At 73.1% G+C, this 14453-nt stretch carries 13 protein-coding genes and 2 pseudogenes; 6 read left to right on the forward strand and 9 right to left on the reverse strand.

Annotation, left to right across the window (positions count from 1 at the left end):
* Positions 1-167 precede the first annotated feature (167 nt).
* Positions 168-845, forward strand: a complete 678-nt coding sequence (locus BU52_RS31545) for a uracil-DNA glycosylase (protein ID WP_037941015.1) — start codon at positions 168-170, stop codon at positions 843-845.
* A gap of 275 nt (positions 846-1120) precedes the next feature.
* On the opposite strand, the gene BU52_RS31550 is transcribed toward BU52_RS31545, so the two are convergent.
* A complete protein-coding gene (locus BU52_RS31550; protein ID WP_037941016.1) occupies positions 1121-2275 on the reverse strand; it encodes a WD40/YVTN/BNR-like repeat-containing protein in 1155 nt (384 codons plus the stop codon).
* Positions 2276-2317: 42 nt separating this feature from the next.
* Between BU52_RS31550 and BU52_RS37215 the strand changes: the two are divergent.
* Positions 2318-2621 (forward strand): annotated as a pseudogene (locus tag BU52_RS37215) (hypothetical protein); the annotation flags it as partial.
* An 82-nt stretch (positions 2622-2703) separates the two neighbouring features.
* On the opposite strand, the gene BU52_RS31555 reads toward BU52_RS37215, so the two are convergent.
* The gene (locus BU52_RS31555) at positions 2704-3504 is read right to left on the reverse strand and encodes a pectate lyase (RefSeq protein ID WP_037941017.1); all 801 of its coding nucleotides are present in this window, start codon (positions 3502-3504) and stop codon (positions 2704-2706) included.
* 237 nt (positions 3505-3741) lie between these two features.
* The gene (locus BU52_RS31560; RefSeq protein ID WP_037941018.1) at positions 3742-4821 is read right to left on the reverse strand and encodes an NADH:flavin oxidoreductase/NADH oxidase; all 1080 of its coding nucleotides are present in this window, start codon (positions 4819-4821) and stop codon (positions 3742-3744) included.
* A 130-nt stretch (positions 4822-4951) separates the two neighbouring features.
* Here BU52_RS31560 and BU52_RS31565 point away from each other — a divergent pair, with 130 nt between their 5' ends.
* Positions 4952-5311: an ArsR/SmtB family transcription factor gene (locus BU52_RS31565; protein ID WP_037941019.1), complete on the forward strand. Its 360-nt coding sequence runs from the start codon at positions 4952-4954 to the stop codon at positions 5309-5311.
* Between the two features lie 660 nt (positions 5312-5971).
* On the opposite strand, the gene BU52_RS31570 is transcribed toward BU52_RS31565, so the two are convergent.
* On the reverse strand, positions 5972-7318 hold the full coding sequence (locus tag BU52_RS31570) for an FAD-dependent oxidoreductase (RefSeq protein WP_037941020.1): 1347 nt from the start codon (positions 7316-7318) through the stop codon (positions 5972-5974).
* Between the two features lie 202 nt (positions 7319-7520).
* Between BU52_RS31570 and BU52_RS31575 the strand changes: the two genes are divergently transcribed.
* Positions 7521-7988 carry a DUF6214 family protein gene (locus tag BU52_RS31575; RefSeq protein ID WP_037941021.1) on the forward strand — a complete coding sequence of 156 codons (468 nt, stop codon included), beginning with the start codon at positions 7521-7523 and terminating at the stop codon, positions 7986-7988.
* A 44-nt stretch (positions 7989-8032) separates the two neighbouring features.
* On the opposite strand, the gene BU52_RS31580 is transcribed toward BU52_RS31575, so the two are convergent.
* Positions 8033-8695: a DUF305 domain-containing protein gene (locus tag BU52_RS31580; RefSeq protein ID WP_037941024.1), complete on the reverse strand. Its 663-nt coding sequence runs from the start codon at positions 8693-8695 to the stop codon at positions 8033-8035.
* Positions 8696-8900: 205 nt separating this feature from the next.
* Between BU52_RS31580 and BU52_RS31585 the strand changes: the two genes are divergently transcribed.
* Positions 8901-10403, forward strand: a complete 1503-nt coding sequence (locus BU52_RS31585; protein WP_037941025.1) for an LVIVD repeat-containing protein — start codon at positions 8901-8903, stop codon at positions 10401-10403.
* Here the strand turns inward: BU52_RS31585 and BU52_RS31590 are convergent.
* From BU52_RS31590 to BU52_RS31605, 4 genes are all read right to left on the reverse strand, one after another.
* On the reverse strand, positions 10391-11068 hold the full coding sequence (locus tag BU52_RS31590; RefSeq protein ID WP_037941027.1) for a TetR/AcrR family transcriptional regulator: 678 nt from the start codon (positions 11066-11068) through the stop codon (positions 10391-10393). The two genes, BU52_RS31585 and BU52_RS31590, sit on opposite strands and share 13 nt — an antisense overlap.
* A gap of 181 nt (positions 11069-11249) precedes the next feature.
* Positions 11250-11942 (reverse strand): phosphatase PAP2 family protein, encoded by a 693-nt coding sequence (locus tag BU52_RS31595; protein WP_037941029.1) that lies wholly within the window; start codon positions 11940-11942, stop codon positions 11250-11252.
* A 75-nt stretch (positions 11943-12017) separates the two neighbouring features.
* Entirely contained in the window at positions 12018-12953 is a 936-nt protein-coding gene (locus BU52_RS31600; RefSeq protein ID WP_037941031.1) for a M56 family metallopeptidase, read from the reverse strand.
* A gap of 110 nt (positions 12954-13063) precedes the next feature.
* Complete coding sequence (locus BU52_RS31605; protein WP_037941032.1) at positions 13064-13624, reverse strand: DUF5134 domain-containing protein; 561 nt, start codon at positions 13622-13624, stop codon at positions 13064-13066.
* Between the two features lie 157 nt (positions 13625-13781).
* On the opposite strand from BU52_RS31605, the pseudogene BU52_RS31610 reads away from it, so the two are divergent.
* A pseudogene (locus tag BU52_RS31610) lies at positions 13782-14453 on the forward strand (FUSC family protein); the annotation flags it as partial.

The raw sequence follows: 14453 nt of genomic DNA on the forward strand, positions 1-14453 counted from the left end.
GACCGGTGACGGGACGCAACGGGCTTCCCCCTTCCCCTCCTGCGACGGGCCGCACGGGTGCGCGGCACCGCCGATCGTGACGAGGAGGGAACACTAGCGTCCCCGGGCCTCCCGAACGGTGGGGACTCGGCTGTGAGCCGGGCCCCCGATGTCGCTAGAGTCCGTGCGTGGCACCGAGACCTTTGCATGAACTGGTGGAAGCGGGCTGGGCGAAAGCCCTCGAGCCGGTGGCCGGCCGAGTCGCCGCGATGGGCGACTTCCTGCGCGCGGAGATAGCCGCCGGGCGCACCTACCTGCCCGCCGGGCCCCACGTCCTGCGAGCCTTCCAGCAGCCCTTCGACGACGTCCGCGTCCTGATCGTCGGCCAGGACCCCTATCCGACGCCGGGCATGGCGATCGGGCTCAGCTTCGCGGTGGCGCCCGAGGTGCGTTCCCTCCCGGGAAGCCTGGAGAACATCTTCCGGGAGATGCACTCCGACCTGGGGCTGCCCCGACCGTCGAACGGGGACCTGACCCCGTGGACCGAGCAGGGCGTGCTGCTGCTGAACAGGGCGCTGACGACGGCCCCCCGCAAGCCGGCCGCCCATCGGGGCAAGGGCTGGGAGGAGGTCACCGAGCAGGCGATCCGCGCGCTGGCGGAGCGCGGCAAGCCGCTGGTGTCCATCCTGTGGGGGCGGGACGCCCGCAACTGCCGTCCGCTGCTCGGGGACCTCCCGGCGATCGAGTCGGCTCATCCGTCACCGATGTCGGCCGACCGCGGCTTCTTCGGCTCGCGTCCCTTCAGCCGTGCCAACGACCTGCTGATGCGCCAGGGCGCGCAACCGGTCGAGTGGCGGCTCCCCTAGATCCCCCGCGACGGCGAAGTGGCCGGCCGCGCGGGCGGCCGGCCACTGTTCCAACGGGGCGGGGTCAGGAGATGCGCCTGATCGTCTGCCAGCCCCCGGTCCCGACGACGGTCGGCGGGCCGACCAGGCCGGTGCGCCGGCCCGGCGCGGGACGTCCCGCCGCTGCCGTCCACCCTGGCCCGGGGTGACCGGGACTCCGCCGGTGCGGCACTCGACGAACCGGGAGCCGTCGCGGTACGGGGAAGGCACGCTCTCGCCGGGGATCCCGCGGCCGATCAGCCGACGACCGCCGCCCGCACGCACAGCACGTCCGGCAGGTGCGACGCCAGCTGCCGCCAGCTGTCGCCGTCGTCGGCCGACGCGTACACCTCGCCGTTGCGGTTTCCGAAGTAGACGCCGGCCGGGTCCGCGCCGTCGTGGCACATCGCGTCGCGCAGTACCGTGCCGTAGTGATCGCCCTGCGGCAGCCCCGCCGAGAGCGGCTCCCAGCTCTTGCCCGCGTCCGCCGTCCGGTAGACCCGGCAGCGCCGGTCGGCCGGCACCCGGTCGGAGTCGGCGTTGATCGGGAACACGTACGCCGTGTCACCACGACGGGGATGGGCGACCACCGTGAAGCCGAACGTCGACGGCAGGCCCTCGCCGATGTCCGTCCAGTGCCCGCCGCCGTCGTCGCTGCGGTACACACCCCAGTGGTTCTGCAGATACAGCCGGTCCGGGTCGGCCCCGTCCCGCGCCACCTTGTGCACGCACTGCCCGAACTCCGGGTTCGGGTCGGGCAGGAACACCGCGGACACCCCGGAGTTGGCCGGGGACCAGCTCGCACCGCCGTCCAGGGTGCGGAACACGCCCGCCGTGGAGACGGCTACCGTCACCGCCCGCGGATCGCGCTCGTCGGTGAGCACGGTGTGCAGGCCCTCACCGCCGCCGCCCGGCACCCACTTCGACCGCGTGGGGTGCTCCCACAGCGGCCGGACCAGCTCGAAGGACTCCCCGCGGTCCTCCGACCGGTAGAGCGCGGCCGGTTCCGTACCCGCGTACACCACGCCGGGTTCGGCCGCGGCCGGGTGCAACTGCCAGACCCGCTCCAGCGAGGCCCCCGTGTCCTGGGGGAATTTGACGGCGGGTTGGGCCGGCTCCGTCCAGCTGCGGCCCAGGTCGTCGGAGTGGAACACCGACGGGCCCCAGTGCGCGCTGTCACCGCCGGCCAGCAGCCGTGGTGTCGCCTCCCGGGTGTCGATCGCGACCGAGTACACGGCCTGCGCGTTGAAGTAGGGGCTTTCGTCGAACTCCCAGGCGCCACCCCGCCGGCGCCCGATGAACAGACCCTTGCGGGTGCCCACGGCGAGCAGTACTTCGGTCATGCCGATCACCTCCGCGACGTCGTCCTCGACGTCCTGATTCCGGACTGCGGTCAGTCTGCACCCCAGCACTGACAGTCACCCCCGGATCGGCCCGCGCCGCAGGTCGGGCCGGTGCGGCGGCCGGACGACGGGCCGGCGGGCGCACGGTTTCCCGGTGCCGGCCGTCAGTCACCGCCCGGCAGCGCGCGCTCCACGGCGGCGTCCGGCCCGGCCGTCGCGGGAAGCGTGCGAAAGGCACGGCCCCGGTCAGGCTTCGACGCCGGCGGGTCCACGCTTCGCGCGGCGCTCAGCCGGATGGTCGCCGCCGGCGTGGGACGGCGACCGGGAACTGGTGGTGATCACGGCGACGGGCCGGGGCCCCGTGGAACGGGCCGACCCGCGCGCCCGGCTCGTGGCCCTCCGGCCGGCTGAGCTCCTCCGGCACATCGAGCGCCCGCCCGGAGCGGCCGGCCGTACGGGACACCACGGGCCTCCCGTACGGCGGCCGCCCGTGAGGGCTACCGGTAGGTGATGTCGGACGACGCGTACTTGCAGTAGGTGCCGTCGGGACCCGAGCCGTTGGTGTCCGGCTCGTCGCCGTCGTCATTGCCGATGTACTTCTGGCACGGGACGATCTTCTTGCTGCTGTCGCCGATGATCGTGATGTTCCGCAGGGTCGCGCTGTCGCCGTAGTTGGTGTTGATGCCGGCGAGCTTGCTGCCCTTCCAGTTCACCTCGATGGAGCTGAGGTTGATCGTCCGCTTGTACTGCGTGGAGCAGTTGCCGCAGGAGCGGACGAAGGTGCCGAAGTTCTTCACCGCGAAGTTGGACACGTTCAGCGTTCCGGCTCCGTTGAACTGGAACACCTTGTCGCTCGCTTCCTTGGCCCCGCCGCCGCTGACGGTGTAGACCGCCCCGGACGACTTGCCCTTGAACGTGGCCGCGTCCTCGCCGACGTCCTCCCACCAGACGTTCTGCAGCGTGCAGGAGCCCTTGCAGTGGACGCCGTCGGCGGCGGGGGCACCCAGGATCACGTTCTTCAGGACCGCGCCGTCGGCCAGTTCGAGGATCGGGCCCTGGTCCTCGTCCTGGCTGCCCGAGCCGAGGTCGCCGGTGCCGTAGAGGCGCTTCATCCCGTAGTCCTTGGTGCCGGACACGGAGATGGTGGAGGAGACGCCTTGGCTGCCGTCGGGGGTCGGCCAGGTGGCCGCGCCCGCCGAGGCGCCGGTGGCCATGGCCATGCCAACCGAGAGCCCCAGGATGGCGAGTGTGCCCGTGAGTGCGCGCCTGCGGGCGCGTGGTCGTGTCGCGGAAGTCATGTCGTTCCTTCTGTCGTGGTGTGGGGGTACGAGCCATGTACATGAACGACGTTCGGAATGGTGCGGCTCGCGCGGCCGGCGGAGGTGTGCCGGTCACGCTGCTGAACGGAACGTAGGCGGTAAGCGCTTTCTGGTCAACGCCGTGCGCAGAACATATTCGGCCAGGAATCATGAAGGCCGGTGACCCGGGGCGCGACAGGGCACCCCGGGTCACCGGCGCGACGCCCGGCGCAGGGGTCAGACCGAGCGGTGGTACTGGTCCGGCACGTGGACCGTGCCGCCGAGCTCACGCGCCGCGTGCCGGGCCCAGGAGGGGTTGCGGAGCAGCTCGCGGCCGAGGAACACCGCGTCCGCCTCACCGTTGGCCAGGATCTTCTCCGCCTGCCCGACCTCGGTGATCAGTCCTACGGCGGCGACCGGCATCGGCGTCTCGGCGCGCACCCGCGCCGCGAAGGGGACCTGGTAGCCGGGCCCGGCCGGAATGCGGGCGCCTGGGGCGTTCCCGCCGGTGGAGACGTCGAGCAGGTCGATCCCGTGGGCGTGCAGCTCGGAGGCGAAGCGGACGGTGTCGTCCGCGGTCCAGCCGCCGTCCTCCAGCCAGTCGGTGGCCGAAATGCGGAAGAACAGCGGCTTGTCGTCCGGCCACTCCTCGCGCACGGTGTCGACCACCTCGAGTGCGAAACGCGTCCGGTTCTCGTACGAGCCGCCGTAGGCGTCGGTGCGGTGGTTGGAGTGCGGGGAGAGGAACTCGTTGATCAGGTAGCCGTGGGCGCCGTGGATCTCGGCGATCTCGAACCCCGTGGCGAGTGCCCGGCGGGCGGCGGCGCGAAAGCCGTCGACGATCTCCCGGATCCGGTCCACGGACAGCTCGTCGGGGATCGGATGCCCTTCGGCGAACGCGCGCGGACTCGGGGCCACCGGCTGCCAGCCGTGGGTATCGGGGCCGACCGGTGCGCCGCCCTTCCAGGGGCGGTCGGTCGACGCCTTGCGGCCGGCGTGCGCGAGCTGGACGGCGGGGACGGTGCCCTGGGCGGCGAGGAATCCGGTGATCCGGCGGAAGGCCTCGGCCTGGGTGTCGTTCCAGAGGCCGAGGTCGTACGGCGAGATGCGGCCCTCCGGGGTCACGGCGGTGGCCTCGACGACGATCAGGCCCGTCCCCCCGGCCGCCCGGGCCGCGTAGTGCGCGAAGTGCCAGTCGCCGGGTGCTCCGGCCCCGGGCCCCGCGGGGGCGGCCGAGTACTGGCACATGGGTGGCATCCACACGCGGTTGGGGATCGTCACGGTGCGCAGGGTGTACGGCTCGAACAGCGTGCTCACGGTGGGCTCCATTCGACGGGACCGGGAGAGTGCGAGTCGTACGATAGGCATCGTAGTACGGCATGTGTCAAACTACGACGGGTCTCGTACAATGGAGTCTCCTCCCGCGACGACATGTGGAGCCGCCGCAGTGACGACCGCCGCCCCCGTCCCGAGCAGCCGTGATCTGCCGCACCCGGCGTGCGGGGAGATCCGGCTGGAGGGCGTGCTGCACGCGCTCTCCGACCCCGTACGGCTGCGGATCGTCCGCGAGCTCGCCGCCGCGGGCGCCGCGCTGTCCTGCTCGCAGTTCGACGTACCGGTCACCAAGTCCACCAGCACGCACCACTTCCGGGTGCTGCGCGAGAGCGGCGTGATCAGGCAGGTGTACGAGGGCACCGCCAAGATGAACGCCCTGCGCCGCGACGACCTGGACGACCTGTTCCCGGGCCTGCTCGATTCCCTGCTCGCCGCGGCCACCCACCAGGCCGACCGCCGGAACGGGACCTGAGCGACGCGTACACCCGGCGACGGAGGGGCCGGGGGCGCGTGAGCCGTCGGCTCCGCCCGCGGAGTGCCCGGCGGCCGGTGCCCGGCACCGTCCGCCTCGCGGAGGGGCCGGCGCCCGGTCGCCGTCGCGGCCTTGTCCGGCGGGGCGCACCGCCCGGCGACGCGGGTCGACACTCGCCCGGGCGCGAGGTGAGCACCGCGCCGCGAGCGACCAGTGGGTGCCGGTGGCCCCGGCGGCGTCGTGGGCGGGCGGCGATGACCGGCCCGGCGCCCGTTCCCGGGCGACTCCGTCTGTCGGGCCGGTCGGTGGACGCGGCGCACGCGTCGGGCGTCGCGCACACCGTCCCTCCGGTCGGCGTCGCACTCGGTCGTCCGGTTCGTCGGGGCCGATCGCGGCCGGGGCCGCGTGAGCGGGGCCGCCGTACCGTCCGCCTGTCCGTGCTCCCGCCCCGGGCATTCCGCCGGCCGGGGTCCGTCCGCCCGCGCCGGCCGCCGCGGCGCCGGAGGCGGACTCACGGATCCGTGCCGCTCCGGCCGGCCCCGGGGCGGGGGGCGCGCCCCCACCCCGGGCGCTCACCCCGGCGTTCACGGACGGCGGAGGCGACGCGCACCCCGGCGCGCTCCGGGGGTCGGGCGCGTCCGCTCCCTCTCCCGGGCCGGGTCATCCGCCGGCGCCGCGGGCCGCCGACAGCAGGGACTCCCAGTCGGGCAGTTTGACGACGTTCCGGCCGAGGGAGGCACCCAGGCGCGCCTCGGCCTGTTCGATCGCCTGCCAGCCCGTCCACCCGACCGGTTCGACTCCCTCGGCCCGCAGCGCCGTCAGCGGGTCGCCGGGCAGGTCGCGGAGCATGAGAAGGGCCGCGTCCTGCAGAAGGGAGGTCACCGTCTCCTTCGCGCACGACCGGTTCGTGCCGATGACGCCGGTCGGGCCCCGCTTGATCCATCCCGCCACGTACTCGCCCGGAGCCACCGCGCCCCCGCGCAGCACCCGCCCCGCGAGATGCGGCACCGTGCCGCTCGCGGCGTCGAACGGCAGCCCGTCCAAGGGCACCCCGCGGTACCCCACCGACCGCAGCACCAACTGCGCCTCGATGTCCTCGAACCGCCCGGTGCCCGTGACGCCTCCCCGCCCGTCCGGCACGGTCCGCTCGAAGCGCACCGCGCCGACCCTGCCCTCCCGTGCGACCAGTTCGGCCGGGCGGAGGAAGAAGCGCAGGCGGATCAGACGCCGGACGTCCGGCCCGGCCGCCCCGGCCGCCCAGTCGCGCAGCACCTCGACGTTTCGGCGCCGGGCCGCGGGCAGGGCCGACGGGTCGGTGTACGCCGGATCCAGCGCGGCCTCGGCCGGATCCACGGCGACGCCGGTGTCCGGCAGGGACGCCAGTTCGCGCAGCTCCTTGGTGGTGAAACGGGCCTGCGACGGACCGCGCCGGCCCACCATGTGGAGGTGCGTCACCCGGCTCGCCGCGAGCGCGGTCAGGGCCGCGTGCGGCATGTCGGTCGGACTCAGTGCCGCCACGCCCCGGGCGAGCATGCGTGTGACGTCGACGGCGACGTTCCCCATGCCGATGACCACCGCCGAACGCACGTCGCGCAGGAAATCACCCCGGACCGTGTCCGGGTGCGCGCTGTACCAGGCCACGAACTCGGTCGCCGAGCAGCTGCCCGGCAGGTCCTCACCCGGGATGCCCAGCCGCCGGTCCGTGGCGGCACCCACGCAGTAGACCACCGCGTGGTACAGCTCCCGCAGTCGCGCGACCGGCACCCCGCCCGGCCCGACCGGTATTCCGCCGAGGAAGCGCACGCGCTCGTGCTCCAGCACCGCTCGGAGGTTGCTCTGCAGGGACTTGATCTTCTCGTGGTCCGGCGCCACTCCGTAGCGGACCAGGCCGTACGGGCACGGCAGCCGGTCCAGGACGTCGACGCGCGCTCCAGGGTCCTGCTGGACCAGGCTCTGGGCGGTGTAGCACCCGCTCGGTCCGGAACCGATCACGGCGACACGCAGCACGGCGGAACTCCTCACCCCGGGGGTTCGACAGGAGATCGCTGGTGTCTTCCAGCATGACACCGTCCGCGCTCCGCTGACAGGGTGCCGTCCGCCGTCCGGGGTGCGTGTTCCTACCGGGGCGCACTGATCACGCGGTTACGTTGCGTGGGTGCTCGAGGCGTCTTTTCTTCATCTTTCCGACCGATCTCCCGCGGAGGGTGCGGTGTCCGTGTGGCCCGCGTGGGAGGTGCGGGAGGGGGAGCGGGCGACCCGGTGGCTCCACGTGCGGCTGGCCTTCGGTGACGGAGCGAGCATCGACGCGCTCGCGACGGTGGGCGAGGGAGGAGTGTGTGTCGAGGATGTGCAGGCCCGGCCCGGGCTCGCCCTCGAGGACCTGGCGGTGCTCGCCGACTGGATCGAGGGCCCGCTCGCGCGGGCCTGCGGCGACGGGGCCGGTGCGGACCCCTGCGACGGGACCGGTACTGGCGTGCACCGCGACGACTCCGCCCGGCCGCGAGGTCCCCAGGAGTGGCGGCTGGTCGCTCGGGCGTACCGCGCGGCCCAGGAGCGGGGTGCCGATCCGGTCCTCGCGGTGATGGACGAGACCGGGCACAGCCGGCGCGGCGCGCTCCGGCTCATCGGCCGGACGCGCGACGCGGGTCTGCTGCCCCCGAGGCACGCCCGCGGCTGACTCCCGCCGGGGGTCGGGCGGGCCCGATGGGGACCGGCGTGCCGTCACATGAGGTCCCGCATCCGGTTGATCTCACTCGTCTGCTGGGCCACCACGTCGTCCGCCATCTCCTCGATCCGGATGTTGTTGCCCTGCCCCTTCACCTCGGTGGACATGGTGATCGCCCCCTGGTGATGGGTGATCATCAGGGTGAGGAAGAGCTGGTCGAAGGCCTTCCCTTCGGCCGCGCGCAGCTGCCCCAGCTGGGCCTGTGTGGCCATCCCGGGCATCGCCGCGTGGTCGTGTCCATGACCGCCGTCCCGCTCCGCCTTGTCGTGGCTCTTCAGCCAGCCCTTCATCGCCTTGATCTCGGGCTCCTGGGCGGCGGCGATGCGTTCGGCCAGCTTCACGATCTTCGGCGACTCGGCGCGATCCGGTACGAGTGCGGTCATCTCGAGGGCCTGTGCGTGGTGCTCGATCATCATCCGCGCATACGTCACGTCGGCGGAGTTGGGGGAGTCGTCCTCGGCGCGCTGCCGCGCGGCGTCCTCGGCCGACAGGGTCCGGTTCGCCTCACCGGGCTTGCCGGGTGCGATGACCGAAGGACCGCTCGCGGAAGCCGACTCGGTGTCGTCGGCGCCGGAGTCGCAGCCCACGAGTCCGAGGACGGCCCAGGCGGTCAGCCCGGCGGCGACGACGGAAGGGCGTGGCACACGGCGGTGGTGCACAAGGACCTCCTGTGGCTGGGAGTACCCCTCGCGGGGAGGGCGCGGGACACCTCGTGAGTGTCGACGACCGTCCTAGCACGCTTCCGCGCAACTTTGATCAAAAAACTTCGTTGCGATCGTGTTGCCCTCTATTGGTATGCGCATGTCGAGGTCGATACTGCCGGTGCGTAACCGTTCCGACGTGAACGGAACAGGGAGGAAAACAGTGATCCTGTTAAGAGTTCCCCGAACCCGGCGCAGACGGCTGGGAGTTGCCGCGGCGGCCGGCGGCCTGCTCGCGGCCCTGCTCACGGCAGCGCCGGCCGCGGCGATCCCCGACCCCGGGGACACGCCCGCCGGGCAGAAGGAGGTCTCGCGCAGCGCCCAGGCCGAGGTGCGCGAGGCCATCGAGAGCGGCGAGATACCCGGCCAGGACGAGGTCGTCCACTCCGGCAACATCGAGCACGTGGCCAACATCCCCAAGGACGTGCTGTCCGGCACCAATTCGGACCTGGCCTTCCAGGGCCGGTACGCGTTCGCGGGCAACTACGACGGCTTCCGCATCTTCGACATCAGCGACCCGAGGGCGCCGAAGACGGTGGCCCAGGTGCTGTGCCCGGGCTCGCAGAACGACATCTCCGTCTCCGGCGACCTGCTGTTCCTGTCCACCGACTCCTCGCGCAGCGACAGCAGTTGCAACAGCACCACGCAGCCGGCCACCGAGAAGTCCTCGTGGGAGGGCATGAAGGTCTTCGACATCAGCGACAAGCGCAACCCGCGCTACGTCGCCGCCGTCGAGACCGCCTGCGGCTCGCACACCCACACGCTGGTGCCCGAGCGCGGAAACGTCTACGTCTACGTCTCCTCGTACTCACCGAACGCCGCCTACCCTGACTGCCAGCCGCCGCACGACGGCATCTCCGTCATCAAGGTGCCGCGCAAGGCCCCGCACAAGGCGGCCGTCGTCGGATTCCCGGTGCTGTTCCCGGGTGAGGGCCCGGACGGCGGCGGCAACCCGGGCGCGCCCACCAACCCGGGTGTCTCCAAGACCACCGGCTGCCACGACATCACCGTGCTGCCGTCGAAGGACCTGGCCGCCGGTGCCTGCATGGGTGACGGCATCCTGTTCTCCATCAAGGATCCGGAGCGGCCCCGGGTGATCGACCGGGTCCAGGACAACGTCAACTTCGCGTTCTGGCACTCGGCCACCTTCAACCAGCGGGCCGACAAGGTCGTCTTCACCGACGAGCTGGGCGGCGGCGGCGGTGCCACCTGCAACGCGGAGATCGGCCCGAACCGCGGCGCGGACGGCATCTACGACATCGTCGGCAAGGGCGAGCGGAGCAAGCTGGTCTTCCGCAGCTACTTCAAGATCCCGCGCCACCAGGCGGACACCGAGAACTGCGTGGCCCACAACGGCTCGCTGATCCCGGTCCGCGGCCGGGACCTGATGGTGCAGGCGTGGTACCAGGGCGGCGTCTCCGTCTGGGACTTCACCAACTCCTCGAAGCCGAAGGAGATCGCCTACTTCGAGCGCGGCCCGCTGTCCACCGACCGCATCACCACCGGCGGTTCCTGGTCGGCGTACTACTACAACGGCTACATCTACTCGAACGACATCGCCAAGGGCTTCGACGTCCTGAAGATCGACGACCGGCGCACGGACCCGGCCCGCTGGGTCCACATGCGTGAGCTCAACGTGCAGACGCAGCCGGACTACTTCGACTGAGCCTCCGGCTCCGTCGCGAAGAACCGGGCCATGTCCGTCCGGTCCTTCGCGCCCGTCCCGCCGGACGCCGCGGCGTCCGGCGGGACACCCATGGTCCAGTCGAGCCGGTAGCGCTTGAACAGCTCCGCGCGCAGCAGCGGCACCGGCATCGGCGCGCCGGGCATCAGGGCCGCGTAGACGGCGCCCATCAGCAGGGCGCGCAGCACCGGATAGTCGGTCTCGACGTCGTGGGAGCCGTGCCGGGCGACGGTGTCGCTCAGTAGTTCGGCCAGCCGCCGCTGTTCGGGGCAGGGCAGGAAACCCTCGGCCTGCAGCAGCCCGGCCATGTGCTGGCGCATCAGCACCGGCCGGTCCCGCGCGAGGCCCAGGATGGCGTCGATGGCCCGCGCCATCCGCTCCCGGCCGTCGTCGGTACGCGGTTCGCGCTCCAGGGCCTCCTCCAGCGTCCTGTGCATCAGCCGGTGCACGGCGGACTGCACGAGCTGGCGTTTCCCCGGGAAGTAGTACGAGACCAGACCCCGCGCGGAACCCGCACGGTCGGCGATGTCGCCGAGCGTCGTCGCCTCGTACCCGTGCTCGCCGACCAACTCGACGGCGGCGTGCAGAAGCCGCTCCTTCGAACGCCTCCGCAACTCTTCATTGACCAGGGCGCTGCGCGGGGACATGCTGGACTCCTGCGTTGACTGGCTGCCAGCCAACTATACTCAACGCGTCCGGTCCAGGCCCCTTGTGGGGCCCGTTCCGGGCTGCCGTCCACCTCGGGCGACGCGGGGGATCGTCCGAGGTGGCCGGCTCGGCAGGGCCGACCGGGGAGAGTGAGCTCGGGCCCTCGATGACGGGGGAGCGCTACGACGCGCGCCGGGCGGGCGCCGGGTGCCGGTGCCGGTGGACGCCCACCGCCGCCGCCACGACCAGGGCGCCGAACAGCCAGCCGCCGAGGACGTCCGTGGGCCAGTGCACGCCCAGCCACACGCGGGTGAGTCCGACGCCGGTGACCGAGACGGCCGCCACCGTCACCGCCGTGAGCCACAGGACGCGGCCCGCCCCGTGGCGGCGCAGGAGCCACAGCAGCAGACCGCACACGACGGCCGCCGTCATGGCGTGACCGGACGGGAAGGCCGCGTAGTGCGCCGAGTCGACCGGGTCGGGCCAGACAGGGCGGGCGCGGTCCAGCGAGGCCTTCAGGCCCTGCTGCACGGCCGTCGCGACGGCCACCGTCAGCACCAGCCACAGAGCGGTCCACCGGTCCGCGTACCGCCACACCAGCAGCCCCGCCGCCACGGCGCACAGCACACGCATCGTCCACGGGTCCCACACCCAGTCCGTCAGGACCCGGGCGGCCTGGGTCAGTCCCGGTTCCGCCACCGCCCAGCGGTGGGTGGTGCGGGAGATGTCTCCGTCCAGGCCGAGCAGCGGTCTCCACTCGGCGGCGACCAGCGCCAGCAGCAGCGCCGAGCACAGTGCCAGCACGCCGGCGGACAGGGTGACGGGACGGTGCTGCGGGGGCTCGGGAGGGGCATCGGTGTGGGGGGTGTGCATGGGGGCGATCCTTGCGGACCGGCGGCGTCCGGGGCCAGTCCTGTCACCGCCGCCGGGCCCGTGTCGGCCCGCGGACTATCCCAGTGCCCGCAATCCCGGCACGAACGCCACCAGGACGGGCATCACCGGCACCAGCGAGGCCACGGCGGTCAGCCGCAGCCGCCGCCCCGGGCTCAGCCGGTCCGCGGGAGTGAGCAGCCGGTGGACACGGGCCGGGACCTGCGCCCGCGGGTCCGGACCGGGGCCGAACACCCCACGGTGCTCGTTGAGTTCCACCAGGGCGAGGGCCGTGGTCAGCCGGCCGACGCGGCGGGAGGCCACATCGTCGGCGGCGAGTTCGACCAGCCGGTGCATCTCCTCGCGGAACGCCGCGAACACCGGCACCTGCGGGAACCCGCCCGCCAGCGCGGACGAGCAGTGCAGCAGCCAGTCGTGCCGGGCCCGGGCGTGCCCGCGCTCGTGGGCGAGGACGGCGTCCAGCTGCCTGCCCTTCAGGCGGCGCAAGGCGGCCGTGGTGACCACCAGCCGGGGCGGGGTACCGGGCAGCCACCAGGCGTCGGGCCGCTCGCCCTCCAGGACCACCAGCCGCTCGGAGGCCGGCTCCTCCCCGGGCAGCAGCGGGGCGCGCAGGCGTAGTTGGGCCCGGCGCGTCCCGCGCCGTGCGCGGGCCCGTACGACCTCCCGGACCAGCATCGCCGCGCTCCACAGGCCGCCGCACGCCAGGGTCACCGCGGTGGTCTGCGCCCAGAGCCCCGACGTGCCGAGGGAGTACGCCCCCACCACGGCACGGGGCGCGGTGGCGAACACCTGGCCGCCGACCACGTGCCAGGCGGCCGCGGCGCTGAACGTCATCGACAGGGCGCAGCACAGCAGGACGGTCGCGATCACGCACTGCCAGGCCCACAGCGCCACCACCGGTTCACGGTCCGGCCAGTCGGCCCGGGCGAGCAGCCGGGGACCCACGACGGCGGTCAGGACGCCGAGCATCAGCAGGACCGCGGGGAGGATCATGTCCGCAGCCTATGAGCGCGGGCCGCTCGGCGATACGGACCTGTGGCCCGAAGTGACGCAGACAACGGTCCCGGGGCGGGCGCCGCCGGACCGAGCCGGCCCCCGGGCCGTCACATGGCCGGCAGCATGGCCACCATCGCGATGCCCATGGCCAGCCGGCAGGCCCGCGCCAGCTCCGGCCGGTCGCCCCAGCCGGTGCCCGGGGCGCCCCCCGCGGCCGCGCTCGCGGGGACCAGGCGGATGCCCGAGACGAGCACGTACGCGACGAAGTAGAGCAGCAGGATCCCGGTCAGCAGGGGCGTGCCCGGACCGTCGTGCCCGGGTCCGTGTCCCCGCCCGTGCCCGGAGGAGGCGGCCATGGTCACGGCCATGTACACCATCGCCGCGGCACCCACCAGATGGTGCAGATGGCGCGGAGCCGCGCGGGCCGCCCACAGCGCGTGCAGGCCGGCCGCGCCGAACACCGCCGCGTGGGCCTGCCAGGCCCAGGACGGTGGGGTGAACGCCGCCGCGGGCACGGCCATCACCGCCATGCCGAAACCCATGAGCGCCTCCCCGCCCGCGGCGCGGCACTGCTCCTCGACGCTGCTGCGCATCCGCAGCAGGCAGTAGCCGCCGGTGGCCGCGCAGAGCGCGACCAGCAGCCAGCCCGACGACGCCGGTCCGTGCACGCGAACCTCCCCCTCGACCCGTTCGGCGGTCGGTCAGGGGATGCCCGGCACCGGCGGAGGGCACGCGGGCGCACGGAGGTACACGGGGAGCGTTCAGGGGAGTACAGCAGGTGAGAGATGTGCTTTACTAGTAAATTACCTGCTAACGTCTTACTCCATGAGCAGTGCCGTCTCCTCCCCGCCCCCCGTCCGGCGTCTTCCCCTCGCCGGAGCGCTGCGCCTCGGGCGGCCCTCCGACATCTGGTTCAAGCCCGCCCTCAGCGTGGTCGCCGCGGCTGCCCCGCCCAATCTGCTCCTGGTCGCGCTCGGCCGGCTCGACCTGGCGATCTACACGATGGCCGGCTCCCTCTGCGCGCTGTACGCCCACGACCGCCCCTACGCCGCCCGGGCCAGGGTGCTGGCAGGGGTGGTGCTCGGCATGCTCGGCGGCCTCGCCGTGTCCCTGGTCACCGCCTCCCTGACGGCGGACGCCGTCGTCCTGGTCACCGTCGGAGCGGTCGTTGCCGCCGTGCAGAGGGCGCTGTGCGACGCCTCCCGCATCGGGCCGCCCGGGAACGTGGTCCTCACCTTCGTCAGCTCCGCCTCACTGTTCCTCTCCCAGAGCATCGGCCAGGTCCCCGGCCATCTGGCGCTCGCCGCCGCGGCCGGTCTGTGGGCCTATGTCGTGGGCATGGCGCCCTCGCCGTTCCGGCCGCACGGCCCCGAGCGCCGCGCCACCGCCCACGCACTGAACGCCTCCGCCGCGTACGTGGAGAACGGCGGCACCGGCGCCCGCGCCGCCGCCCACGCGGCCGTGCGGGCCGCCCGGCGGGCCCTGCTCGCCGCCGGC

The organism is Streptomyces toyocaensis (assembly GCF_000725125.1).
Lineage (GTDB): Bacteria > Actinomycetota > Actinomycetes > Streptomycetales > Streptomycetaceae > Streptomyces > Streptomyces toyocaensis.

What these genes read in the sequence shown, in the direction of transcription:
- BU52_RS31590 (WP_037941027.1), bottom strand. Translation starts at nt 11,068, where the DNA reads ATGTCCCCGCGCAGCGCCCTGGTCAATGAAGAGTTGCGGAGGCGTTCG.
- BU52_RS31600 (WP_037941031.1), bottom strand. Translation starts at nt 12,953, where the DNA reads ATGATCCTCCCCGCGGTCCTGCTGATGCTCGGCGTCCTGACCGCCGTC.
- BU52_RS31595 (WP_037941029.1), bottom strand. Translation starts at nt 11,942, where the DNA reads ATGCACACCCCCCACACCGATGCCCCTCCCGAGCCCCCGCAGCACCGT.
- BU52_RS31555 (WP_037941017.1), bottom strand. Translation starts at nt 3,504, where the DNA reads ATGACTTCCGCGACACGACCACGCGCCCGCAGGCGCGCACTCACGGGC.